Below are 24,202 nucleotides of genomic sequence, written 5' to 3' on the forward strand. Positions count from 1 at the left end.
TAATTCTAGTTTATAAAAAGCGGTTTTAATTCTAGTTTTCAAAAATTGAAAAAACTAAAAATCATAAGTTGAAGTGAGATAGACAGAAATATTGCGCTTGAAATGAAGGGTGTATAAAGGGGTTTTAAAATAATCATTGGTTAAAAAAGGGATGTGCGCGCCAAATTCTATCGCCCAATTCTTATACCTTGAAAAGCGGTAACGATACCCTATATTTAACATCACTTGAAACATGTAGGGGTGATAAACGCTCAAAGGATCTTTAACCCACTTTTTAAAAATCTTTGTTTCATAAAACCAGGTTTCTCCCACGAAATTCATCCCTAAAATCAGCGTCCCAAAAGCGCGTTTGTATAAAAAGTCAGCTCCCGCGCCATAAAAAATAGCGTTGATAAAAGTCTCTTTTCTTTGCAATTTTTCTCTATAGCTTTTAGGGATCTGCGAACTCTCCCTCAAACTATCGCCTAATGCGCCTTTATTTTTAAGAAAAAACCCATAAGCGTAATCCAAAGAGACATAAAAACGGAAGCCGTAGCGCTCTTTTTTAGGAAAAAATTGTTTATAGCCATAAATCAAACTGACTTCAGCAAAAGGAATGTCTCGGTATTTTGAATGGTTTTCAAATTTTTCCCTACTCTGTAGCCATGACATTTGCACCACGCTTGTGCCATAATAGTGGGAGCTTTTGTCTATATTAAAAAGTTTTCTTTTAGGCTTTTTAGGCTTAGTAAAACACGGAGGGTGGGTTTTACCCCTTAAACACTTCTTGGCTAAAAACCGCTGGTATCCTAGATCTTTTTCTTTGATGATGGTGTAAGTAACCAAATCATCAGCCCTTAAATACACGCTCAAAAAGAACGCTAAAAACCCCCTTTTAAGCAGTTTGTTCAAGCGTTCTTTTTTTATGCGTTATTTGTCTTTATCGGTTTCTTTTGTTTTTCAATTCCTTGGCGTCTTTTTGATAAGATTCTAAATTCTTTTGAGTGAGCTTTTTGTCTATTTCTTGCATGATACTTGTAAAAATCTTATTCAAAGCGCTCTTGATCGCATCATTAGAATTATCCGTTCCCTTAACCATAGTGCTAACTAACCCCCCGCTATGGCTTGAATGGGTAGTTTTTAAGAATTTTTCTTGAATGTCCAACTCGCTCAAATCCATCGTAAAAGAATCTAAAGATTCCCCACTCATAGGCTCTAATATGGTAACCTTAATAAACCCAGCCGGGATTAAAACCCCTTCCATTTTATCCAAACCGGTAGAGAATAATAACCCGGGTTCTGATTTTTTCTGTATGGTCCTTTTAGGATCGGGGCGTAAAACAATTTCGCCATTCATAGCAACCGCCAAATACCCTTCTTTTTTTTGCACAAAAGAAAAATCGTCTTTATCGCTGCTATCCACGCTAATAACCTTATAGCCCTGATTTTGCAAGATCTCTTCAACTTTAAGCGTGGTTTGATTCTTGAATTTGTTTTCATACTCTTTAGCAATATTATCGCTGTATTGGAAAGCTGGCTTTAAAAGTAAAATCTTTTCATCTAACGCTTGAACTTTCTCGCTAGCTGGATGGTAATTCAATTTCAAAGCGACTTCATTGGTTTCAATAATATGTGGGCTACACCCCACTAATAAAGCCGCCACGCTCGCGCCTAAAAGGCATTTTTTCCATGCAAAATCCTTAAAATGACCATTTGTTTTCATCGTTCTATCCTTGATTGTAATATTTCAGACTTCTATAACAACAAAGCAACCAACACGCTTTTGTTGTCAAAATGTTATTTTACCCTAACATCTTTAGATTATTAGTTTTTTTCTATTTTTTAGCGTTATAATCCCCGCTTTTGCCTCCACTCTTATGCTCTAACATCACACCGCTAATTGTCATGCTCTTATCAATGGCTTTCACCATGTCATAAATGGTTAAAAGCCCTACGCTCACACTCATTAGCGCTTCCATTTCTACGCCCGTTTTAGCTTGAGTTTTGACTCTCGCATAGAGTTTAAAACTGCAAGTCTCTTTTTCTTCTAAAATGTCAATATCCACCCCATTGAGCATGATTGGATGGCACATGGGAATGAGCTCGCTTGTCTTTTTAGCCCCCATGATCCCAGCAATAATAGCGGTCTGTAACACCGGACCCTTTTTGACGCCATGATTGATAATAGCGTCATAAGCCTCTTTATTCATGCTGATACGACCGCTTGCTAGAGCGATTCTTTCAGTGGTTTCTTTATCCCCTATATCCACCATTTTAGGCTGATTTTCTTCGTTCAAATGAGTGAGCGGCATTTTTTTATCCTATTGTTTGGGGCGAAACGCTTGAATGTTTTTTTCATTCACTTGCATGTAATTCCCTAAAATCAAATCCACGCAATAAGGAATTGCTGGAAAAACCGCTTCTAAACACTCTCTAATGCTTTTTGGCTTACCAGGAAGATTAACGATCAAGCTCTTATTCCTAATGCCAGCGCTCTGGCGCGATAGAATCGCTGTAGGCACGTATTTTAAGCTAGTCATTCGCATCAGTTCTCCAAACCCAGGAAGCATTTTTTGGCACACTTTTTCTGTGGCTTCTGGGGTTATATCTCTTAAAGCAGGGCCTGTGCCTCCTGTAGTAACGACTAGATCGCATTGGTATTCATCGCACATTTTAATCAGCGATTTTTCAATTAGATCCCTTTCATCAGCGACAATTTCGTAATGAAATTCTAAAGGATTGAGCAGATATTCGCTCAACACTTCTTGTATCGCTTTACCGCTTAAATCTTCATAAATCCCTTTTGACGCTCTGTCGCTTGCGCTCAAAACGCCTATATGAATCGTTTGCATTTTAACTCCTTTTTAAGCTAAAAGCCCACTCCCTTTTAAAATGTGGCTTCTTTCTTTAGCATAGATGCGTTTATTGTGGATTAAATCGTATTTCCAAATAGGGGCGTTATGCTTAAAATCTTCAATAAAATCTTGGTATAGTTCTAAGGCATTTTTTCTGTTCTTTCCCATTGAAACGCATAAAAATGAGCTTTGTCCTATCAAAACATCGCCCAAGCTGTGTGCCATTTTTAACACCACACCCAAATCTCTGGCTTTATGGTGCCATTTTTCAAACCAAGTCTTTAATAGCGCTTCATAAATATCAAAACTCAAGCCTTGAATGTTATCCCCTTCTCTCACAATCCCAACAAACACGCAAAACGCTCCAAAGTTTTTCGCGCAAGCTTCCTCTTGATAGGCTTTTAAAAGCTTGTCAGTATCTAATGCCCCTTGAATGATTTTTAACACCTAGCCCCCACAAACCGGTGGCAACAAACTTATTACATCGCCATCTTTTAAAGGCGTATCCAAATTGTCTATTAAGTGATCATTAAGGGCTATCGCGCAAACGCCCAACCACTCTTTTAAGCCCTCTTTTTCTTGTAAAATCGCCCTTAATTCCTTTAAACCGCTCGCTTTGATGAAAAAATTTTCTTCTTTTATGGGTCCAAAGAATCGCACTTCTACCATTATTTACCCTTATATTAAATCTTTTAAAGCATGATTTTAAATATTTTTAAAACCTCTTTGAAAAGCGCTTTTAGTTTTCACAATAAATGCCCCATTTTGAGCTTTTTAACTTCCAAATACCCTTGATTATGCTCATTAGCGCACACGATCAAGCTCTCCCTTGTTACCTCAGCGTATTTTTCTAAAGCGGCGATTTTTTTAGGGTTATTCGTGAGCAAGCGCATTTTTTTAATGCGGTAATATTCCAAAATCTCACCCGCAATACTATAATCCCTTTCATCGTCTTTAAACCCTATCATTTCATTGGCTTGAATGGTATCATAGCCCTTATCTTGTAAAGCGTAAGCATTGACTTTATTAAATAGCCCTATCCCACGCCCTTCTTGGCGCAAATAAATCACTAGCCCCCCTTCTTTAGAAATCCTTTCTAACGCCATTTGCAACGCCCCCCCACAATCGCATTTTTGAGAGCCTAGAGCATCACCCGTTAAGCATTCTGAATGCAAACGCACTAAGGGGTTTTGAGAAAAATTAGGGGTGAAAATGACTAAATGATCTTTAGAGCCATTAGAACCCTTTTCTCTAAAACACTGGATACAAAACTCCCCAAATTGAGTGGGTAATTTGGCTTGGTTAGAAACTTCTAATCGTTTCAAGGATACTCCTAAAATTAGTTTTAAAACGCGTCTTTTAAAAAAAGGTATTCTATCAAAACTCTTTATAATTTTCTTAAATTTTAAATTCTTAAAATTTGTAAGTCAAATTCAAACCATTGGGGCTTAGACTAGAACGGATTTCATGTTTTTTATTATAAATCCCTAAGGCTTCCCCAAGCCCTAAATCCCTAATGATAAAACCGATAGGATCCATAAGAGCGATAATTAAACGCCCTAAAAATAAAGAGCCAAAAAGCTTGCCTTCGTTGCGTTGGATATAGCGCGTGAGCTGGTAAAAACCTTCCCCTAAAATGGAGCCTAATAAAGGGGTGATCACTAAATCCTGCCAGCTAGGCACTTCCACAAACGCTTCCAAGCCATATTCCCAAAAAAGCGTGGAAGTGATAAAAGAAAAAAACGCTGATGCCATCCAGCCAAACCCAGCCATGCGCGGTTGCATATAATACATAGCCCCAAAATAAGGGTGCAAAATTTCATTAAAAATAAAACTATCGTTGTCCAGTTTTGGCCCCATGCGGACATTTTCAAACCAACTTTTGATCCCAAACTTTTCTTTATCCCAATTCGTTACGCTCTCTGGCATGAGATACAACCCCACAATCCCTATCACCAAAGACACGCCCAAAATCCCTATACTCGTGCCTAAATATTTCCAACGGCTATTTGGGGCATAAGGGATCGTATTGCTCTTTTTAAACTTCTTTTTAAAGTGTTGCCAAACAAGATTTTTAGGGCTTCGTTTGAGCGTTTCTTCTAATTGAATGCTGTTAGCGTTTAAAAAACTACAACCTAACCCCCAAATAATAACGCAAACCATCCAAATCTTTTGGAAGGTTTTTAGGAATATTTTCAATAATATTTTTAGGAATGTTTTTAATGAAATCAGCATAAACTCTATTATTACTCTCATCAGGTTGCAAACTTTATTGCTTGACTTAAAAAGAGTTTATTATATCTTAAAAACATTACAACACATTCAATAAAACTTAACAAGCCTCTAAAGGCTAATCGTTTCTACAAGCTTAAGCCCAAACCCACTCAAAGCCTTATACTGCCTGTCTTCAGAAGAGCTTAAAAGCCTGAAATCCTTTATCCCCAAATTTTTTAACACTAACGCCCCAATCCCAAAATCTTTAACGATATTGTTTTCTTTGGAATGCGTGTTCATAAAGATCAAATAACCCCCTTCGTGCTTTAAACATTCTAAAGCCTTAAAAAACACTTCAAACGCATCAGTCGTTAAAAAATCAAAATCCTCTTTGATAGGGTGGAAACGCACTAAAGGGGCCAAATCATGGGTTTTTGCGCCTTTAAATTTAAAAGCGTAATGGTTTTTTTGCTGGTGGTCTAAAAAAGTGTAGCATTGCGTTTGGTGTTTTAAAAATTCCCTTTCTTCTTGGCAAAACATTTTCAATAAACTTTCATTTTCCAAACGATAGCTAATCAAATCAGAGACATAGAGGGTTTTAAGGTTATGTTTAATGGCAAAATCGCTCAAAAATTTATCCCCTCTCCTCGCCATAGAGCCATCTTCTTTCATGATTTCACAAATCACGCTCACGGGTTTTAATCCGGCTAATTTGCACAAATCCACGCTCGCTTCCGTATGGCCCGTGCGCGCTAACACGCCTCCATCTTTTGCAATCAAAGGGAAAATATGCCCTGGGCGCACAAAATCGCTCGGTTTTGTGGTGTCTTTACACAATAATTCAATCGTTAAATGCCTTTCAAAAGCAGAAATCCCGGTTTTGGTTTCTTTAGCGTCAATAGAAACCGTGAAAGCGGTCTCATGGTTAGAATCATTCACGCTAACCATAGGGGGTAATTCAAATTTTTTCGCTAAATCTTTAGTCAAAGACACACAAATCAACCCCCTAGCATGCGTGGCCATGAAATTGATTTTCTCAGGGGTGGAAAAAATCCCAGCTAAAACCAAATCCCCCTCATTTTCTCTGTCTTCATCGTCCATAACAATGATCATTTCGCCATTTTTATACGCTTCTAAAGCTTCGGTAACTCTTCTTAAGATCATTCTAACTCCCTAGTTTTTCAATAATATTGAGTTTTATAAAAAAAAGAAATATAGCATGTTTAATAACGATTATTACTTTATTGCTTTATTTAGCAAACCGCATTTAGCAAACCGCTAAGCCTTTAAATCAATTGAATGAAACTCCCCCTATTCATGCAAGAAATGCTCAAAGACTTATTCTAATGTTTGCAAAGCCTAATGATTAGTTTTTTCTAATGGTTGGTTTTGGGCTATACCTAAAAACTTTATCCAAGATTTTAACCGCGCTTTTATGCAAAAAACGGCCAATCCTGATGCTTAAAGGTAATTTTTTAGGCCTTTGTTTTTCTGTGTTGGAGTTTTGAGCGTTCATCTCATCGCAAGCGATCGCAAATTCTTCTAACACATAGTTTTTAACCCCATGCCAATAATGCCTATCCATCACGCAATCTATAGGCATCACCCATTCTTTCGCGCTGTATTTCAATAATTTTTGCGCGGCTTTGGGGGCTAAAACATACCCTTGAGTGCCAATGCCATCTTTAAAATTTAAGATTTGAGAAACCCCTTTAACGGGAGTCTTTTGTTTAGCCACATTTTCTTCTAAATGCATCAAGCGGATATAGCCTAATTCGTTGATGTGTTGGCAACAAAACTCCAAGCTCTCTTTAAAACGCTCTTTTATAATAATATCATCTTCTAAAATACAGATCGCTTCATTGAGTTCTATGCATTTTTGCCACAATGAATAATGGCTCGCATAGCACCCAAGCTCCCCAAACCCCATCCTCTTCCCGCAATGCTTGAGCGCGTAAAAGAAATTTTTGAACGCACAAGGGGGGTGTTTTTTATCTTTACAAAAAGCCAATAAATATTCAACCATAAAAGAAGGGTGCAAATGCTCTAAAATCAAGGGGTGTAATTGAGTGGGAGAGATTTTAGAATAGATCGCATCAAAAATTTCATAAGAGATCCCTTGAAGTTTAAGGCTCTCTAAAAGAGGGGTTATATGAGTTTCTTTTAAAGAAAAATTTTGACAGGTTTTTGGGCTTAAATGAATAATAAAAACACGCATGTTAGCCTTAATTCTTAATACAAATAAAATCAATATTAAACAGACTTACATTCTAGCGCAAATTTTAGTAAAATACGCATCATGTTAGATGATATTCCTATTACCATTCAAAAAAGTAAAAAAATCAAAACCCTGAGCTTGAATATCACGCCTTCTTTAGAAGTGATTCTAAAAATGCCTGATTCTTGCCCTCAAGCTAGGGCGAACGCTTTTTTAAAAGAACAAGAAGCTTGGCTAAAAAAAACCCTTTCAGCCATGCAAGAAAAACACTCGCTCTTGCGCGCTAACCTAGAAAAATATAAAAACAAAATCCTTGTGTTTGATGAGGTGAAAAACGCCAACGATTACACCCTAACAGAACTTAAAAAAATCTTAAAAACTTATTTGGAGCAAAAACTCCCCTTAATCGCTCAAAAAATGCAAACTTCCTATACCGGTTTTAGTGTTAGGAACAACGCCAAAGTTTTAGGGAGCTGCTCTTATCATAACCGCTTGAGTTTCGCTCTTTTATTGGTTTGCGCCCAAAAAGAAGCGATTGATTATGTCATCATCCATGAGCTCGCCCACACGATCCACAAAAACCATTCCAAAAATTTCTGGCGTTGCGTAAAAACCTTTTGCCATAATTACCGTGCTCTAAGGGAGCGTTTAAAGCAAAGGGTTGTTTTTTATACCCAACTGCTCAAGCCATTACAGCCATAAACGTTAAGCCTTAAAAATGATAGCTCACATACGCTGTGATGCTTCTAGGAGGTGTGGCTTCTTTGCCGTTAGGGCTAGTGCCTATCCCGCTAAACCAATATTTCATGTTAAAAATGTTATTGATTTGCAAGCTCGCATTAACGCTTTGATTTTTGCGTTCCCATAAAACGCTAGAAATTTGCAAATTCCACACCCAATACCACGGCGTCATGCCCGCTGTTCTTGTGGTAATGGCCCCATTTTTAATCGTGGGCGCGTATTGAGTAAAAGGCACGGTGTTTAACACATCGCTATAAGCACGGCTATAAAAGAAAGAACTCAACCCAATCGTGGTTTTAGCGTAAGTGTAACTCGCGTCTAAAATGAATTGGTGCGGGCTGACAAAAGGGAGCTTTTTGCCAAAAATATCTTTTTTAGGCCCTTTAGGATCAGCAGGGTTAGTAACCATCGTGTGGCTTGTGATATTGGCATCTATGAAAGTGTAAGCCGCATGGAAATTAAGCCCCCTAATCGGCGTGTAATACAACTCTAGCTCCACGCCTTGCGATCTCGCATTGACTGGTTCTTTATTATCCCCATAGCGCCCAGTAAAATAGTGATTCGCAAAAATCACAAAATAATTCGCGTTAAAACTCACTTGGTTGTTGAAATAATATCTTGAGCCGCCCTCCATGACATTAAAGATTTGAAAATAATCCGTGCTTGTGCCTACAAAACTACCGATATTGCTGAATTGGGGCGGGATATAGCTTCTTTGATAGTTGAAATAAAACAACAATTCTTTAATGGGTTTATAGCCGACATTCAGCGCCGGATTCCATTGGTTATAACGCTCTTTTGTGGTTTTTCCTGTTTGGCCTGCTTTAAAAGGGGGAGCGTCTTTTTTTTCATAATTTAAAAAAGTGTATCTCAAGCCCGGCGTGATCGTTAGCATGCCGTCATTGAAATTGATTTCATCGCTGGCATACACAGCGGTATAATTGTTGAAATTATTGAGTGAAGTTCCTGCATCAAACCCACTGCCATTATTAGGCACACTAGGGTTTTTCCTGGTGGTGGATCGGCGGTATAAATCTTCGGTTAAAAACCGCATTCCCATGTTAAAAGTTTGTTTGACTTTACCGGTATTGATTACGAGATTGAGTTTTGGCTCAAAGGCATTCACCACGAAGCGGCGGATCTGATCAAAAAATTGCCAACAAGGGCTGTTCGTATCGCTATAAGAATACAAACCGCAATTAGGGTTAGTCGCGCTAATCTCCCCCTTTCCCTTAAAAGGTAAAATCTTATTTTGACTGCTCATATACACGCTTTGGTATTGGTTAGAAAAGCCAAAATCCCTACTCATGTCATGCGTGAAATAAGTGAATTTAAAATCGCCCCCCACTTTCCTATCCGGATCGCCAAAGTAGTTTTGATACACGATCCCAAAGCGCTTGGCTCTCCCTCCATCTTGATTGTCAGGGCGTTCATTAATAAAGCGGTTATAGGCGTAATCTTGCGCGCTCAAAGTGCCTGGATGGTAAGAGTTGTATTGATAATACTGGTAATAGGCTTTAAAAGTATTGGTCGCATTAATCTTATAAATCGCATCAAGCAAGTAGTTTTGCACCTTTGTGGGGCTATTTTGCCTAAAACCTTGCCCGTTGATCCAGTTGGCTTGCGCGCTAATGCCTATATGTTTGCCTAGCATCCCGGCCGTTCGCCCGTAAGTGTTAAACAGCATTTGGTTTCCTAAAGTTTGGGCTAAAGGCTTGCCTTTTTCTTTGGGATCGACAAAATTCCCATTAGAGGATCGCCCCCAAAAAGTGATCCTTTCAGCCGCTTGATTTTCCCATTCTTTTGGGATTTCTTTAGTGATAACATTCACCACGCCTCCAAAAGTGTTAGGGCCGTATTGGACGCTCGTTCCCCCCTTAATCACATCAATCCTATCCACTGACTGGAAAGTTACAGGGAAAATCGCCAATTCAATATTGGAATACGGCGCGCCATAAATGGGGATACCATTGACTAAAATCATGCCCGTATTGCTATGCCCGTTACCGCCCCCACCAAAACCGCGCACCGAAATTTTAGGCAGCACGCCTGTGCCTGTAGCGTCTCTGATTTGAATCCCAGGCACGTTTTGCAAGGCGTTTTCAATATTCAAATTCCCCGTTTTTTTGAGTTCCTTGTTGGAAATCACCGTGCGAGAGCTTGTGGAATTGCGCACCTCTTCGCTTTGCCATGAAAGCGGCGCGCTAGAACTGAATTTTTGCTCGGTGGTTGTAACTTTTTTTAAAAAATGGTGCTTATCTTTCGCGCTCATAAAAGAATTAAAAGTCCAAAAAGTCAAAGCACCCAACGCTAAAAAATACGGGGTTTTTACCCTCAAATAACCATTCATTATGATAACCTTTCTCATTTAATTCAAACCGATGTATACTATAAAAATAATTATTATAATTAACTTAAATTTTGAAGTTTGATTTTATTGATTTACAATTTGTTATCAAAACGATTTGAAAAAGGTTTTTTGTGTTTTTAGACAGCTACTAAGCGCTTTTTAAAACAGAATGTTATGGGAGTTTTAGAGCGCGTTATTTATCAATTTGACGAAGAAACCATCACAACCGCTATCGCAAAACCAGCGTCATGGCTGATGCTTGCGCTCAAGCTTTGGATATTGAAATAATCCATTTTTTCTTTGGAAAGGGTGATTAAGGGGGCGTTTTTAGGGCTTTTAGAGATTTTTATATCCAAAAAGCTCAATTCCTTACCAATGCCCACTTGAAGGGCTTTAGAGCAAGCCTCTTTAAGCGCGAAAAACCCGGCGATACTGCTGGATTTATCCTTGCATAAAACAATCTCACTTGGCGATAAAAAACGCTCTAAAAACTTCATTTTAAAGCGTTTTACACACTTTTCTATCCTAGCAATAGAGATAATATCTATGCCAATCATTTAAAATTATTGGATGATAAAATCAGTGAAAAAGACATTTTTAATAAAGCCATCAATCAAAAACGAATTCAAATGGCTCTTAATTTCATCTTTAAGCTTGTTTTTGCCTTTATTAGTAACCACTTCTTCCACGCTTTTAGACGACAGAATTTCTATAATCGTGTCTTTAATCGCTGTGTCCTTAACCTTGACTTCATTTAAAAGCTTTTCATTACTCAATTCTAACGAAATAGAAGCCTTAAGGTAGCGTCTGCCATTTTGAGAAACCAGATTCACCGCAAAAGGTGCATCAATCGCATACAAAGGCCCAAGCACCAAATATTGCTGGATATTAGAGCCTTCTTTGGCCTCTTGATTTTTGTTCGCCATAGGATTAGCTTGAATTTCTTGGGTGTTTTTAGAAGCGTTTTCTTTAGATTCTTCCTTATTCCCCATAAGCAGCATGATAATCACCCCTACCAATAAAAGCATCACTAACACGCTTCCAATAATGACAAATAAAAGGGCTTTGCTTTTTTTGGGAGGTTGTTGCGCGGTATTTTCTTGTTCTTCTGCCATGCCTATTCCTATTGAAAATAAGTTAAAGTGGTTTTCCCAAATTTTTTCTGTTTGATTATAGCTAAAGTTGCAAGACTTTTAGGCATTTCATGCAGGCTTTCATGCTCAAAAACCACTAAAAGATTTTTTGGATTAAAGCGTTTTAATAACCTTTCTAAAGCGTGAAAACACTTTTCATAAATCCCTAAAAATCCGCTCGTTTCAAAAGGAGGATCCAAATAAAGGATATTCAAAACGCCATTTTTTAAACCCAGCGTGGGCAAAAGTTTGAAAGCGTCATCTAAAAAGGTTTGAATTTCAATTTCCTTTTTCAGGCGGTTTTTAAAAAGGGAAATATTTTCTAAAAGCGTGGCATAAGCACTTTTGTTTTGCTCAAAAAACACCGCGCTTTTAGCCCCCCTACTCAAAGCCTCTAAACCCATAGAAGCGCTGCCTGAAAACACTTCTATAAAATGCACCCCCCTAATTTCTGCTTGCAAGGTGTTAAAAAACGACTCTCTTACGATCGCTTTTGTGGGGCGCGTGCTAGAAATTTTGGGCAAATTCAAGCCCAATCCCTTACAAGCCCCCCCAATAATCTTAAATTTTTTTACTGGCTGATGATTTGGCATAATTTGTGGGTGTATTCTTCTAGTAATTGCTTAATCTTTTGCTCTTTAGAAATTTTCATTTCTTCGCAAGGTTTTTCGCTCGTCTTTAAAGTGCAATAAAAATTTTTTACATCTTCTTTCACGCTCTGTTTAGTGAAAGGCTTTCTTAAGCGCTCTTCTATAAAGCATAGGGGCTTATTGGTTTCTAGCTTTCCATCATCGCTTAAAACAAGATCGCAAACTTCCATAGGAGAAAGACAATCGCTCAAATAAAATTCCAAACTCCTTTGAATCAACAAAGACTTGCAAGAAAGAAAAATTTTCAAAAAACCCCTTTTATCCCATCAATAGATTTAAATTGTTTCAAATTATAGCAATTCTTTCTTTTAAGCGCCAATACTAAATAAATACGATCAAAAAGTGTTTTATTTTGTGAAAAAGAAAAAAAGAATGTTAAAAATAAAGTCCAAATAACATCGTTTTTTTTTTTTTTTGGTATAATGCTCGGTGAAGGTAAGAGCAAAAGGCGTTTTATATTCCTTCCTTCTTTACTATAACTTAGCATTTTAATAAACTTTTTCATTAAAATGTCCTGACGCTCTTACCTTAAAATTGAGAAAGCAAGCTAGCCTCTCTCAACTTTTCACACAAACTAACCTTGAAAGCGTAGTGTTTAATATTATAAAATCCAAGACACCAATCCCCCCTTTAAAAATACGCAAACTCTTTATTATTTAGATTGTAAAAATGCTTTACATTTTATTTTTTTTCACAAATTATTTTTTTTCACAAACTCTAACGCTTTGAAACGCTCCCCCAAGCCCCCAGGGCTAATTAGGGGCTTGATTTTAGCCGCTTCTTTTAAATACCTTTCATAACCCACGCTCTTTGAAAATGTTTCTAATAATTCCATAAGCCCCATATCCAATAAAGCGTTAGCCTGCGATTTGAAGAATGAAAATTGCGCATGGTGTTTTTCAAATAAAAAGCGCACCAGAGAAAAATTGACATCATAGGTCAAATCGCTCTTTTGATACAAAAAAGCCAGATTGTTTAAAATATCCTTAAAATCCAGCGCTTGGTGGTTTTTAAAAGCCCTTAAATGCATGTCTTTCCTCTCTATTTCATCGCCATAATCAAAGCTCAAAAACACCCAAGAAGAAGCCTCATCCAATTTCTCTAACAAATCCTTAATGAAAGCCTCTAAAAATAACGGTGCACACCCTTGTTTTAAATCCAAATTTTTAAGAAGTTCTTTAGTGGATTCATCAATAGCGCCCCAAACACCCTTATGATCATGGTTAATAAAAAGCATTTTGTTATCTTTAATGATCTCGCAAGCGAATGCGTCAAACAATTCATTAGAGACAACAAACGCACTTTTTTTTTCTTTAAAATCAAGCTCTTCTAAACTGCAACTACTCAAATCCAATTGCGTGGCTTGTTTAAAAATAATTCGTTGGAGTTTTTGCAATTCCTTTAAAGGCTCGCAGCTGACAAACTCGCATTTTTCCATTACGCCCACGCTCAAAGCGTTTAAAAAATTCGCTATATCGCTCAAAAAATGCCCATGATGGGCGCCAATTTCTACAATTTTTAAAGGCAAAAATAATTTTTCTTCTTCTAAAAGCTTGACGATATAAAACGCAACAGCGCCCCCAAAAAACTTACTCAAAGACACCGAAGTGTAAAAATCCCCTTTTTGACCGATTAGCGCCTTTTTGTAATACCCCTTTTCTCCATAAAGCCACTCTTGCATGTAATTCCCAAACGAACGCATGATTTTCCTTTCATTAAACTCATCTCAACCAACAACAATAGAAGCGCTATTCTAGTCAAAATCGCCTTATTTTTGCGCTATGATATTCAATAATAATGACTTTTTAAGCTAAGTTTGAAGGGAGTTTAGAGTTTGGAAATTTTAAGGCGAGAATGCGGGGCGGTGGAAGAAAACGCTTATATTGTGAAGCTTTCTAGTGGGATAGATTTTATTATTGATCCCGGATTTTCTAGCAGCGAATGGGTGTTAGAAAACGCTAAAAACCCTAAGGCGATTTTAATCACGCATGGGCATTATGATCATGTATGGGATAGCGCTCAATTGTCAAAACTCCTTAAAAACACCCCCATTTACGCCCCCAAAGACGATGTGTTCATGCTAGAAAATGATATTTTCCATTTAGGCATGCCGGTTTTTAGCCCCAATTTCAGCGTGCCTTGCAATAAGGGTTGCACCACTTTAGAGATAGAAAACACCACCATTAAGTACTGGCATTTTCCCGGGCACACGCCCGGCTGCTCTATCATAGAAATAGAAGGGGTGATTTTTAGCGGGGATTTTATTTTTTATCGTAGCATTGGCCGTTATGATTTCCCTTATTCTAATGAAAAAGACATGAAAGAGTCCCTATTAAGGTTTCAAAATTTAGATTTTTCTAAAGACATAGAGATTTATCCAGGGCATGGGGATAAGACAAGTTTTTTTGCTGAAAGAGAGCATTCTAAAATTTGGGTTTCAAGGATGGCTTAATTGTTAAGCCGGCTAGACAAAGAGCGTTATTTGCGCCATATCATGCTAGAAGATGTGGGCGAAGAAGGCCAATTGAAGCTTTTAAAATCTAGCGTTTTAGTCATTGGAGCCGGTGGGCTTGGATCGGCGGTTTTGATGTATTTGTGTGCCGCTGGAATAGGAAAAATCGGTATTGTGGATTTTGATGTGGTGGATATGAGTAATTTGCAACGCCAAATCATCCATTCACAGGATTTTTTAAACCAACCTAAAGCCTCTAGCGCTAAAGCGCGCTTAAAACGACTCAATGCCGGTATTGAAATAGAGGCTTTTGAAGAACGCTTTGAGGCTCATAACGCTCTTTCTCTCATAGAACCTTACGATTTTATCATAGACGCTACAGACAATTTTAACGCTAAATTTTTGATCAATGACGCTTGCGTGTTAGCCCAAAAACCCTATTCGCATGCCGGGGTTTTAAAATACAGGGGGCAAAGCATGAGCGTTTTACCTAATAGCGCATGCTTAGCGTGTGTTTTTGATAAGCCCCCTAAAAAGGGATTGAATCCACTTTCAGGGCTTTTTGGGGTCTTACCTGGGGTTTTAGGGTGTATCCAAGCGAGCGAATGCCTTAAATATTTTTTAGGGTTTGAAACTTTACTTATAAATACTTTACTTATAGCCGATATTAAAACGATGGATTTTAAAAAAATTCAAGCACCCAAAAACCCTGAATGCAGGGTTTGTGGCACGCATAAAATCACGCATTTACAAGATTATGAAATTTAGATTAAGGGGTAAGTTTTGGATTTATCAACCATACTAGGCTTGGTATTGGCGGTCGCTTCTATTTCGCTAGGCGATATTTTAGAAGATGGCAACCCGTTGCACATTATCCATTTGAGTTCAGTCATCATCATCGTGCCTACTTCGCTTTTTGCCGCCATGACAGGCACGCATGCTCGTTACGTGAAAGCCGCTTACAAAGAGATAAAAATTGTTTTTTTAAACCCTAAAATCAATTTAAACGAAACCATTAAAAATTTAGTGGAATTAGCCACTCTGGCTAGAAAAGATGGGGTGTTGAGTTTGGAGGGGCGAGTGGCGCAAATTGAAGACGATTTCACCCGTAATGGTTTGTCTATGATCATAGATGGCAAGGATTTAAAATCCGTTAAGGAAAGCTTAGAAATCAGCATTGAAGAAATGGAAGAGTATTACCACGGCGCCGCTCATTATTGGGAGACGGCCGGTGAGACCGCTCCTACTATGGGGTTAGTGGGGGCGGTTATGGGGCTTATGTTGGCCTTGCAAAAACTAGACAACCCGGCTGAAATGGCAGCAGGGATCGCTGGGGCATTTACGGCTACTGTTACAGGGATTATGTGTTCTTATGCGATTTTTGGCCCTTTTGGGCATAAGCTCAAAGCTAAATCTAAAGACATTATCAAAGAAAAAACCGTTCTTTTAGAGGGGATTTTAGGCATCGCTAATGGGGAAAATCCAAGGGATTTAGAAAACAAACTCTTAAACTACATCGCTCCCGGTGAGCCTAAAAAATCTCAATTTGAGGGCTAAAGATGGCTAAGAAAAACAAACCCACCGAATGCCCCGCCGGCGAAAAATGGGCGGTTCCTTATGCGGACTTTTTGTCGTTGTTGCTCGCGCTTTTTATCGCTCTTTATGCCATTTCAGCGGTCAATAAATCCAAAGTGGAAGCCTTAAAAACCGAATTTATTAAGATTTTTAATTACGCTCCTAAGCCAGAGGCGATGCAGCCGGTTGTAGTGATCCCCCCTGATTCAGGGAAAGAAGAAGAGCAAATGGCGAGCGAAAGCTCCAAACCGGCTTCGCAAAATACCGAAACAAAAGCCACTATCGCTCGCAAAGGCGAAGGCAGTGTTTTAGAGCAAATTGATCAAGGCTCTATCTTAAAGCTCCCCTCTAGTTTGTTGTTTGAAAACGCCACTTCAGACGCCATCAATCAAGACATGATGCTTTATCTTGAACGGATCGCTAAAATCATTCAAAAACTCCCTAAAAGGGTGCATATCAATGTGAGAGGTTTTACAGATAATACGCCTTTAACTAAAACCCGTTTTAAAAGCCACTATGAATTAGCCGCCAATCGCGCTTATAGGGTGATGAAAGTCCTTATACAATACGGCGTGGATCCTAACCAATTGTCTTTTTCTTCTTACGGCTCTACCAACCCTATCGCGCCTAATGATTCCCTAGAAAACAGAATGAAAAACAATCGTGTGGAAATCTTTTTTTCAACCGATGCGAACGATTTGAGTAAAATCCATTCTATTTTAGATGAAGAATTCAATCCCCACAAACAGCAAGAATGAATCGCATGAATAAAAATTATCTTTTAATCTTTTTGTTGTTAGCGAGCCTTATCGCTAGAGAAAAGGACGCTTCTTCAAACCTCTTTGATTTGATTGATAAAGGGATCAACAGAGAACAAGAATTAAAAGAGCAGGAGCAAAAAACGCGTTTAAAACTGGCTCAAAGCCCTTTAGTGGCTTTAGAGATTGTCCCCCAAGAAACGCCCTATTTAGAATGGCAAGGGGCTAGGGAGTCGTATTATTTGAAGGTGAGCGCTGTGGTGGAGAGCGTGGTTATTTTAAAAATTGACATCAATCAAGGGCGTTCTTGCTCGCTCTACCCCACGCCTAAAAGCGTTTCTTTAGTGAGGAATCAAAGCGTAGCCTATGAAATTTTATGCGAAAACCAGCCGCTATGGATAGAAGTGAGCACCAATTTAGGCAAACGCACCTTTCAGTTTTAACCTACAACCAACATTAAAGAATGCCTTTAGCGTTTTAAAACCCCTTTATTCAAATAAGTTTGGTTATAATGCCAAGCATGGGCGTTTTTAAACAATTGATCAAAGAATTGTATGAATGGTTGCTCCATTCTATAGATGTGGCTACGCAGCATTTAGTTGCTATGATGTTAAAAATAGGCGTGGTAAAATATTTGATAAAAGAATTTCATGATCGCTTCATTTACTTTATAGACTTACTCGCACAGCATTTTATCATCGTTGCGCTTTCTGGTTTTCTCGTGTTGGTGTTTGGGGTTTTGATTGGGGTTTTGGTGTTTTATAATTCAAAGGCCAGAGCGTTCTTGCTCCCTGTGGTGAATTTCCTCTACACCATCCCATCGCTAGCGTTATTCGCGTTATTCATTCCTGTGATTGGGGTGGGGTTAAAAAACGCGCTTTTAGTGTTGGTCTTATACGGCTTATTGCCCATTGTCCATAGCACTTATAACGCTTTAAAAGAGGTGCGAGAAGAAGTCATTAAGGCCGCTATTGGGCTAGGGTGTAACCCCAAAGAGTTGTTTTTTAGGGTGCACTTCTTGCTCGCTATCCCCCAAATTTTAGCGGGTTTAAGGATTGCGGTGGTGATGTTAGTGGCGATGGCTGGGATCGGGGCGCTCATTGGGGCTGGAGGCTTAGGGCAGGCGATTTTTAGAGGGCTAAACACACAAAATACCACGCTTTTAGTGGCGGGTAGTTTGATCATTGCTCTTTTTAGCGTTTTAGCGGATAAATTTGTGAGCGTCTTTCAGCATGAAAACGCCTTGCAACGCCTATTTTCTCAAAACGCCACCCAAAAACAAAAAAGAAGAGTTTATACTAATTTAGCGGTGTTTCTTTTTTTATTGCTAGCGAGCACTTTATGGCTCATTCCTAGAAACGCCATAGAAGAAAAGCCCTTAGTCGTGGCTACAAAACCTAGCAGCGAGCAGTATATTTTGGGCGAGATTTTAAGCCTTTTGTTAGAAAAACACCATATCCCTATCAAGCGGGCGTTTGGCATTGGTGGGGGGACGATGAATATCCATCCGGCATTACTTAGGGGCGATTTTGATTTGTATGTGGAATATACCGGCACCGCTTGGGTGAACACGCTCAAAAACCCTTTGACTCAAAAAGTGGATTTTGAAGCGATTAAAAAGCGTTATGAGAAGGAATTTAATCTTTTGTGGGTGGGGCTTTTGGGCTTTAACAACACCTATTCTTTAGCGATTTCTAAAGGAGACGCTCAAAAATACGCGATTGAAACTTTCAGCGATTTAGCCCTTTATAGCCCAAATTTTGATTTTGGAGCGGAGTTTGACTTTTTTGAAAGAGAGGACGCTTTTAAGGGCTTAGTGAAAGCTTATCCCTTTCATTTTAGAAGTTTGCATGAAATGGATATTAATTTGCGTTATAAAAGTTTTGAATCCCATAAAATCAACGCTTTAGATGTCTTCACCACAGACGCTCAAATCAAAGAATTGGATTTAAAGGTGCTTAAGGACGATAAAGGGTTTTTCCCCAATTATCAGGCCGGTATTGTTATGAGAAAAGAAATAGTAAAAAAGTATCCTGAAGCGTTAGAAATCTTAGAAAAATTGGATTCAAAAATTAACGATGAGACGATGCAGGATTTAAACTATCAGGTGGAAGCGTTGAAAAAAAGCCCCCAAATAGCCGCTAAAGAGTTTTTAGAAAGATTAGGGTTATAACATGAAAGAAATCGTTACAATAGAGAATGTGTCTTTTAACTACCACAATCGTGCTGTTTTTAAGGATTTTAATTTAAGCATTCAAGAAGGGGATTTTTTATGCGTTTTAGGGGAGAGCGGGAGCGGGAAAAGCACGCTTTTAGGCTTGATTTTAGGGCTTTTAAAACCCAGTCTGGGGAGCGTTAAAATCTTTAATGAGACCCTTTCAAACAACGCTTTTTTACGCCAAAAAATAGGCTATATCGCTCAAGGCAATTCCTTATTCCCCCATTTAAACGCCTTACAAAACATGACTTTTTGCCTTAATCTGCAAGGCATAAACAAACAAGCCGCTCAAAAAGAGGCCAAAGCCTTAGCGTTAAAAATGGGGTTAGATGAGAGCCTTATGGATAAATTCCCTAATGAATTGAGTGGGGGGCAAGCCCAAAGGGTGGGCATTATTAGGGGGATTATCCACAAGCCAGAACTCATTTTATTAGACGAGCCTTTTAGCGCTTTAGATAGTTTAAATCGTAAGAATTTACAGGATCTCATCAAAGAGATACACCAAAATTCTTGCGCTACTTTCATTATGGTAACGCATGATGAGGAAGAGGCGCAAAAGTTAGCCACAAAAACCCTAGAAATCAAAGCCCTTAAACAAGAGCAATGATTTTAAGGCTCGTTTAAAAATTCTGGCGTGGTGCTGTTGGTGGGCGTTTGCATAGAAGAATTAGAGCTGTTTGAAGTTTTTTTGGCGGGTTTTTCATTGAATGGGGGGGCTTTATAGCCGCAAGCTTGAATCGTTATTGCCACAAGCGTTAAAAAGCATGTTAAGATCAGTTTATGGAACAAAATATTTTCTCCTTACTCATTCAAAAAAAGTCTTATAAAAAGCTTGAAACTCTTTTGAAACTCAAAAAGCTTAAGGTTTTTATGCCTTTAAGTTTACAAGAAAATTTGCTTTTTATCTTCATAAAAGACTCTAAATTGCTTTTTGCGTTTAAAGATCTTTGGGCTTCTAAAGAATTTAACCAGCGATTCGCTAAAGAAATCAGCCATTTTTTGAACACGCAAGGGCATGCTTATGGGTTTGACGGGTTGAATGGGTTAGAAATTTTAGGTTATGTGCCTAAAGACGCGCTAAAAAAAGCCAATTTTTATGCCCCCATTAAAAAACAAGCCCGTTTTTTTCGCCCTAGCGCTTTAGGGTTGTTCCATAACCCCATTAAAGACGCTCGTTTGCATGAATGTTTTGAAAAAGCACGCGCTTTGATCCACTACCAACGAAGTTTTTTTGAGAAATGAATGGCTGATTTATTGTCCAGTTTGAAAAACCTTCCTAATAGCAGTGGCGTGTATCAATATTTTGATAAAAACCGCCAATTACTCTATATCGGTAAAGCAAAAAACTTAAAAAAGCGCATCAAAAGCTATTTTTCCATCCGTAACAATGAAATCACGCCCAATCCTCGTGCAAGCTTACGCATCCAAATGATGGTCAAACAAATCGCTTTTTTAGAAACCATTTTAGTGGAAAACGAGCAAGACGCTTTGATTTTAGAAAATTCTTTAATCAAGCAGCTCAAGCCCAAATACAACATTCTTTTAAGAGATGATAAAACTTACCCTTATATTTACATGGATTTTTCCACTGATTTCCCTATCCCTTTAATCACACGAAAAATTTTAAAACAGCCTGGCGTTAAATATTTTGGCCCTTTTACGAGTGGGTCTAAGGATATTTTGGACAGCTTGTATGAGTTGCTCCCGTTGGTTCAAAAGAAAAATTGCATCAAGGATAAAAAGGCATGCATGTTTTATCAAATAGAGCGTTGTAAAGCCCCATGCGAGGATAAAATCACTAAAGAAGAGTATTTAAAAATCGCTAAAGAATGTTTAGAAATGATTGAAAATAAAGACAGGCTCATCAAAGAGCTTGAATTGAAAATGGAGCGCCTTTCCAATAACTTGCGTTTTGAAGAAGCCCTAATTTACAGGGATAGGATTGCAAAAATCCAAAAAATCGCCCCTTTCACTTGCATGGATTTAGCCAAACTCTATGATTTGGATATTTTCGCTTTTTATGGCGCAAGCAATAAGGCGGTGTTGGTGAAAATGTTTATGCGCGGGGGTAAAATCATTTCTTCAGCGTTTGAAAAAATCCACTCCCTCAATGGGTTTGACACCGATGAAGCGATGAAACAAGCCATTATCAATCATTACCAATCGCATTTGCCTTTGATGCCTGAACAAATTCTATTAAACGCTTGCTCTAATGAATTGCTTAAAGAATTGCAAGAATTTATCTCTCATCAATATTCTAAAAAAATCGCTCTTAGCATTCCTAAAAAGGGCGATAAGCTCGCTTTAATAGAAATCGCTATGAAAAACGCTCAAGAGATTTTTAGCCAAGAAAAAACCTCTAATGAGGATCTGATTTTAGAAGAAGCGCGATCGCTCTTTAAATTAGAGTGCATGCCTTATAGGGTGGAAATCTTTGATGTAAGCCACCATGCCAACAGCCAATGCGTGGGGGGAATGGTCGTGTATGAAAACAACGCATTTCAAAAAGATTCTTATCGGCGCTACCATTTAAAAGGCTCTAACGAATACACTCAAATGAGCGAATTGCTCACTAGAAGGGCTTTAGACTTTGCCAAAGAGCCGCCGCCTAATTTATGGGTGATTGATGGAGGGAGGGCGCAATTAAACATCGCTTTAGAAATTTTAAAAAGCAGCGGGAGTTTTGTAGAAGTGATCGCTATTTCTAAAGAAAAAAGGGATTCTAAAGCTTATCGCTCTAAAGGGGGCGCTAAAGACATTATCCATACGCCTAGCGATACTTTTAAATTGCTCCCTAGCGACAAACGCTTGCAGTGGGTGCAAAAATTGCGCGATGAAAGCCACCGGTATGCGATAAACTTCCATAGATCCACTAAACTTAAAAACATGAAACAAATCGCTCTTTTAAAAGAAAAGGGAATAGGAGAAGCCAGCGTGAAAAAATTGTTGGATTATTTTGGGAGTTTTGAAGCGATAGAAAAAGCGAGCGAGCAGGAAAAAAACGCCGTTTTAAAAAAACGAATCTAAAGGAAAAAACATGAAAAAAAGATTGAATATAGGGCTTGTGGGTTTAGGGTGTGTGGGGAGCGCGGTCGCTAAAATCTTACAAGAAAATCAAGAAATCATTAAAGACAGAGCCGGTGTGGAAATCATGATTAAAAAAGCGGTGGTTCGAGATGTGAAAAAGCGCAAAGACTATCCTTTTGAAATCAGTAATGATTTAGAAAGCCTGATAGAAGATGAAGAGATTGATATTGTCGTGGAGCTTATGGGTGGGGTGGAAGCGCCTTATCTTTTAGCTAAAAAAACTTTAGCCAAACAAAAAGCCTTCGTTACAGCCAATAAAGCCATGTTAGCGTATCACCGCTATGAATTAGAACAAATCGCTAAAAACACCCCCATAGGCTTTGAAGCGAGCGTGTGTGGGGGTATCCCTATTATCAAGGCTTTAAAAGACGGCTTGAGCGCTAATCACATCCTTTCTTTTAAAGGGATTTTAAACGGCACCAGCAATTACATTTTAAGCCAGATGTTTAAAAATCAAGCGAGCTTTAAGGACGCTTTGAAAGACGCGCAGCATTTAGGCTATGCGGAATTGAACCCTGAATTTGACATTAAAGGCATTGATGCGGCACACAAATTATTGATTTTAGCGTCTTTAGCGTATGGCATTGACGCGAAATTAGAAGAAATTTTGATTGAAGGCATTGAAAAAATAGAGCCAGACGACATGGAGTTTGCTAAAGAGTTTGGTTATAGCATTAAACTTTTAGGCATCGCTAAAAAACACCAAGATTGCATTGAATTAAGAGTGCATCCAAGCATGATCAAAAACGAATGCATGCTTTCTAAAGTGGATGGGGTGATGAACGCTATCAGCGTTATAGGGGATAAGGTGGGCGAGACTTTGTATTATGGGGCTGGGGCTGGGGGAGAGCCTACCGCAAGCGCGGTCATTAGCGATATTATAGAAATCGCAAGGAAAAAAAGCTCTTTAATGCTAGGCTTTGAAACCCCTCAAAAACTCCCCCTAAAACCCAAAGAAGAAATCCAATGTGCTTATTATGCGCGCTTGTTAGTGAGCGATGAAAAAGGGGTTTTTTCTCAAATCAGCGCGATTTTAGCTAAAAATGATATTTCACTCAACAATGTCTTGCAAAAAGAAATCCCGCATTCCAACAAGGCTAAAATCTTACTTTCCACGCACACCACCAACGAAAAGTCTATGCTGAACGCCCTTAAAGAACTTGAAAATCTACAAAGCGTGTTGGATACCCCTAAAATGATCCGTTTGGAAAATTGATGCACTTTTTGAATAACAAGCACAGGGCAAAGGGCTTGAAGGCTGAAGAAGAAGCTTGCGAATTTTTAAAAACGCTAGGGTTTGAAATAATAGAAAGGAACTTTTTTTCACAATTTGGCGAAATTGATATTATCGCTTTGAAAAAAGGGGTTTTGCATTTCATTGAAGTCAAAAGCGGGGAAAATTTTGATCCCATTTATGCGATCACGCCGAGTAAATTAAAAAAGATGATTAAAACGATCCGCTGTTATTTGTCTCAAAAAGATCCCAATAGCGATTTTTGCATTGACGCTATTATTGTGAAAAATGGTAAATTTGAGCTTTTAGAAAATATCACTTTTTAGATTTTTATAGAAAACCCATGCGTTTTCATTAACATTCTTAAGCTAATATAATTCTCGTTAATCAAAATCATATATTTAGGAGTAACTAATGAGTCACTATATTGAATTAACTGAAGAAAATTTTGAAAGCACCATTAAAAAAGGGGTTGCGTTAGTGGATTTTTGGGCGCCATGGTGTGGTCCTTGTAAGATGCTATCCCCTGTGATTGATGAATTAGCTAGCGAATATGAAGGTAAGGCTAAAATTTGTAAAGTCAATACCGATGAGCAAGAAGAGTTGAGCGCGAAATTTGGGATTAGAAGCATTCCTACGCTTTTATTCACAAAAGATGGCGAAGTTGTCCATCAGTTGGTGGGCGTGCAAACTAAAGTTGCTTTAAAAGAGCAATTGAACAAACTTCTAGGCTAGTAG

31 protein-coding genes are annotated in these 24,202 nt (G+C 38.4%); 13 read left to right on the top strand and 18 right to left on the bottom strand.

Going from position 1 to position 24,202, the window contains the following annotated elements:
- Positions 1-54: 54 nt before the first annotated feature.
- From H7N67_RS02940 to H7N67_RS02985, 10 genes are all read right to left on the bottom strand, one after another.
- Positions 55-891 (bottom strand): outer membrane protein, encoded by an 837-nt coding sequence (locus tag H7N67_RS02940; protein WP_187938997.1) that lies wholly within the window; start codon positions 889-891, stop codon positions 55-57.
- 28 nt (positions 892-919) lie between these two features.
- Positions 920-1,702, bottom strand: coding sequence for a flagellar sheath lipoprotein HpaA (gene hpaA / locus H7N67_RS02945; protein ID WP_187938998.1), 783 nt, complete (start codon positions 1,700-1,702; stop codon positions 920-922).
- Positions 1,703-1,814: 112 nt separating this feature from the next.
- Positions 1,815-2,291, bottom strand: a complete 477-nt coding sequence (moaC, locus tag H7N67_RS02950; protein ID WP_001131535.1) for a cyclic pyranopterin monophosphate synthase MoaC — start codon at positions 2,289-2,291, stop codon at positions 1,815-1,817.
- A gap of 9 nt (positions 2,292-2,300) precedes the next feature.
- Positions 2,301-2,831 (bottom strand): molybdopterin adenylyltransferase, encoded by a 531-nt coding sequence (mog, locus tag H7N67_RS02955; RefSeq protein ID WP_001193319.1) that lies wholly within the window; start codon positions 2,829-2,831, stop codon positions 2,301-2,303.
- Between the two features lie 12 nt (positions 2,832-2,843).
- Positions 2,844-3,281, bottom strand: coding sequence for a molybdopterin synthase catalytic subunit (locus H7N67_RS02960; RefSeq protein WP_187938999.1), 438 nt, complete (start codon positions 3,279-3,281; stop codon positions 2,844-2,846).
- Positions 3,282-3,503: a MoaD/ThiS family protein gene (locus H7N67_RS02965; protein WP_000230602.1), complete on the bottom strand. Its 222-nt coding sequence runs from the start codon at positions 3,501-3,503 to the stop codon at positions 3,282-3,284.
- Positions 3,504-3,580: 77 nt separating this feature from the next.
- On the bottom strand, positions 3,581-4,159 hold the full coding sequence (ribA, locus tag H7N67_RS02970) for a GTP cyclohydrolase II (protein ID WP_000825025.1): 579 nt from the start codon (positions 4,157-4,159) through the stop codon (positions 3,581-3,583).
- Positions 4,160-4,247: 88 nt separating this feature from the next.
- Positions 4,248-4,997, bottom strand: coding sequence for a DUF3943 domain-containing protein (locus H7N67_RS02975; RefSeq protein ID WP_232263005.1), 750 nt, complete (start codon positions 4,995-4,997; stop codon positions 4,248-4,250).
- Positions 4,998-5,177: 180 nt separating this feature from the next.
- Positions 5,178-6,212: a bifunctional 3,4-dihydroxy-2-butanone 4-phosphate synthase/GTP cyclohydrolase II gene (locus H7N67_RS02980; RefSeq protein ID WP_187939001.1), complete on the bottom strand. Its 1,035-nt coding sequence runs from the start codon at positions 6,210-6,212 to the stop codon at positions 5,178-5,180.
- 202 nt (positions 6,213-6,414) lie between these two features.
- Positions 6,415-7,266, bottom strand: coding sequence for a glycosyltransferase family 25 protein (locus H7N67_RS02985; protein WP_187939002.1), 852 nt, complete (start codon positions 7,264-7,266; stop codon positions 6,415-6,417).
- A gap of 81 nt (positions 7,267-7,347) precedes the next feature.
- On the opposite strand from H7N67_RS02985, the gene H7N67_RS02990 reads away from it, so the two are divergent.
- Entirely contained in the window at positions 7,348-7,968 is a 621-nt protein-coding gene (locus H7N67_RS02990) for a M48 family metallopeptidase (protein ID WP_187939003.1), read from the top strand.
- A 10-nt stretch (positions 7,969-7,978) separates the two neighbouring features.
- Here the strand turns inward: H7N67_RS02990 and H7N67_RS02995 are convergent, their stop codons facing one another.
- The 7 genes from H7N67_RS02995 to H7N67_RS03025 all read right to left on the bottom strand — a co-directional run bounded on the left by H7N67_RS02995 (position 7,979) and on the right by H7N67_RS03025 (position 13,842).
- Positions 7,979-10,357: a TonB-dependent receptor family protein gene (locus H7N67_RS02995; protein WP_187939004.1), complete on the bottom strand. Its 2,379-nt coding sequence runs from the start codon at positions 10,355-10,357 to the stop codon at positions 7,979-7,981.
- 200 nt (positions 10,358-10,557) lie between these two features.
- Positions 10,558-10,914 carry a holo-ACP synthase gene (gene acpS / locus H7N67_RS03000; protein ID WP_187939005.1) on the bottom strand — a complete coding sequence of 119 codons (357 nt, stop codon included), beginning with the start codon at positions 10,912-10,914 and terminating at the stop codon, positions 10,558-10,560.
- Between the two features lie 6 nt (positions 10,915-10,920).
- Positions 10,921-11,472: a flagellar basal body-associated protein FliL gene (gene fliL, locus H7N67_RS03005; RefSeq protein WP_064433286.1), complete on the bottom strand. Its 552-nt coding sequence runs from the start codon at positions 11,470-11,472 to the stop codon at positions 10,921-10,923.
- A gap of 8 nt (positions 11,473-11,480) precedes the next feature.
- Entirely contained in the window at positions 11,481-12,083 is a 603-nt protein-coding gene (gene rsmD / locus H7N67_RS03010; protein ID WP_187939006.1) for a 16S rRNA (guanine(966)-N(2))-methyltransferase RsmD, read from the bottom strand.
- Complete coding sequence (locus H7N67_RS03015; protein ID WP_187939007.1) at positions 12,062-12,388, bottom strand: dihydroneopterin aldolase; 327 nt, start codon at positions 12,386-12,388, stop codon at positions 12,062-12,064. Before H7N67_RS03015 ends, rsmD begins: the two co-directional genes overlap by 22 nt.
- On the bottom strand, positions 12,385-12,645 hold the full coding sequence (locus H7N67_RS03020) for a hypothetical protein (RefSeq protein WP_187939035.1): 261 nt from the start codon (positions 12,643-12,645) through the stop codon (positions 12,385-12,387). Before H7N67_RS03020 ends, H7N67_RS03015 begins: the two co-directional genes overlap by 4 nt.
- Positions 12,646-12,831: 186 nt before the next feature.
- Positions 12,832-13,842 (bottom strand): class I SAM-dependent methyltransferase, encoded by a 1,011-nt coding sequence (locus H7N67_RS03025; RefSeq protein WP_187939008.1) that lies wholly within the window; start codon positions 13,840-13,842, stop codon positions 12,832-12,834.
- Between the two features lie 132 nt (positions 13,843-13,974).
- On the opposite strand from H7N67_RS03025, the gene H7N67_RS03030 reads away from it, so the two are divergent.
- The 7 genes from H7N67_RS03030 to egtV all read left to right on the top strand — a co-directional run bounded on the left by H7N67_RS03030 (position 13,975) and on the right by egtV (position 19,750).
- The gene (locus H7N67_RS03030) at positions 13,975-14,592 is read left to right on the top strand and encodes an MBL fold metallo-hydrolase (protein ID WP_078285509.1); all 618 of its coding nucleotides are present in this window, start codon (positions 13,975-13,977) and stop codon (positions 14,590-14,592) included.
- Entirely contained in the window at positions 14,593-15,360 is a 768-nt protein-coding gene (locus H7N67_RS03035) for a HesA/MoeB/ThiF family protein (RefSeq protein ID WP_187939009.1), read from the top strand.
- 15 nt (positions 15,361-15,375) lie between these two features.
- Positions 15,376-16,149: a flagellar motor stator protein MotA gene (gene motA / locus H7N67_RS03040; RefSeq protein ID WP_000366185.1), complete on the top strand. Its 774-nt coding sequence runs from the start codon at positions 15,376-15,378 to the stop codon at positions 16,147-16,149.
- Positions 16,150-16,151: 2 nt separating this feature from the next.
- The gene (gene motB, locus H7N67_RS03045; RefSeq protein ID WP_060473085.1) at positions 16,152-16,925 is read left to right on the top strand and encodes a flagellar motor protein MotB; all 774 of its coding nucleotides are present in this window, start codon (positions 16,152-16,154) and stop codon (positions 16,923-16,925) included.
- Positions 16,922-17,368, top strand: a complete 447-nt coding sequence (locus tag H7N67_RS03050; protein WP_001081239.1) for a hypothetical protein — start codon at positions 16,922-16,924, stop codon at positions 17,366-17,368. Before motB ends, H7N67_RS03050 begins: the two co-directional genes overlap by 4 nt.
- 68 nt (positions 17,369-17,436) lie before the next feature.
- A complete protein-coding gene (gene egtU, locus H7N67_RS03055) occupies positions 17,437-19,098 on the top strand; it encodes an ergothioneine transport permease/ergothioneine binding protein EgtU (protein WP_187939010.1) in 1,662 nt (553 codons plus the stop codon).
- A 1-nt stretch (position 19,099) separates the two neighbouring features.
- Positions 19,100-19,750: an ergothioneine transport ATP-binding protein EgtV gene (gene egtV / locus H7N67_RS03060; protein ID WP_187939011.1), complete on the top strand. Its 651-nt coding sequence runs from the start codon at positions 19,100-19,102 to the stop codon at positions 19,748-19,750.
- A 2-nt stretch (positions 19,751-19,752) separates the two neighbouring features.
- Here the strand turns inward: egtV and H7N67_RS03065 are convergent, their stop codons facing one another.
- Complete coding sequence (locus H7N67_RS03065; RefSeq protein ID WP_001847249.1) at positions 19,753-19,932, bottom strand: hypothetical protein; 180 nt, start codon at positions 19,930-19,932, stop codon at positions 19,753-19,755.
- Here H7N67_RS03065 and H7N67_RS03070 point away from each other — a divergent pair.
- From H7N67_RS03070 to trxA, 5 genes are all read left to right on the top strand, one after another.
- A complete protein-coding gene (locus H7N67_RS03070) occupies positions 19,924-20,385 on the top strand; it encodes a hypothetical protein (RefSeq protein WP_000437180.1) in 462 nt (153 codons plus the stop codon). The genes H7N67_RS03065 and H7N67_RS03070 overlap by 9 nt on opposite strands.
- Positions 20,386-22,170, top strand: a complete 1,785-nt coding sequence (gene uvrC, locus H7N67_RS03075) for an excinuclease ABC subunit UvrC (protein WP_187939012.1) — start codon at positions 20,386-20,388, stop codon at positions 22,168-22,170.
- Positions 22,171-22,180: 10 nt separating this feature from the next.
- The gene (locus H7N67_RS03080) at positions 22,181-23,446 is read left to right on the top strand and encodes a homoserine dehydrogenase (RefSeq protein WP_187939013.1); all 1,266 of its coding nucleotides are present in this window, start codon (positions 22,181-22,183) and stop codon (positions 23,444-23,446) included.
- Positions 23,446-23,790, top strand: a complete 345-nt coding sequence (locus H7N67_RS03085; protein WP_187939014.1) for a YraN family protein — start codon at positions 23,446-23,448, stop codon at positions 23,788-23,790. The genes H7N67_RS03080 and H7N67_RS03085 overlap by 1 nt, the downstream gene beginning before the upstream one ends.
- An 88-nt stretch (positions 23,791-23,878) precedes the next feature.
- Entirely contained in the window at positions 23,879-24,199 is a 321-nt protein-coding gene (trxA, locus tag H7N67_RS03090) for a thioredoxin (protein WP_000020199.1), read from the top strand.
- Positions 24,200-24,202: the final 3 nt, after the last annotated feature.

This window comes from Helicobacter pylori, from assembly GCF_014498195.1.
GTDB classification, from domain to species: Bacteria; Campylobacterota; Campylobacteria; order Campylobacterales; family Helicobacteraceae; genus Helicobacter; species Helicobacter pylori_DO.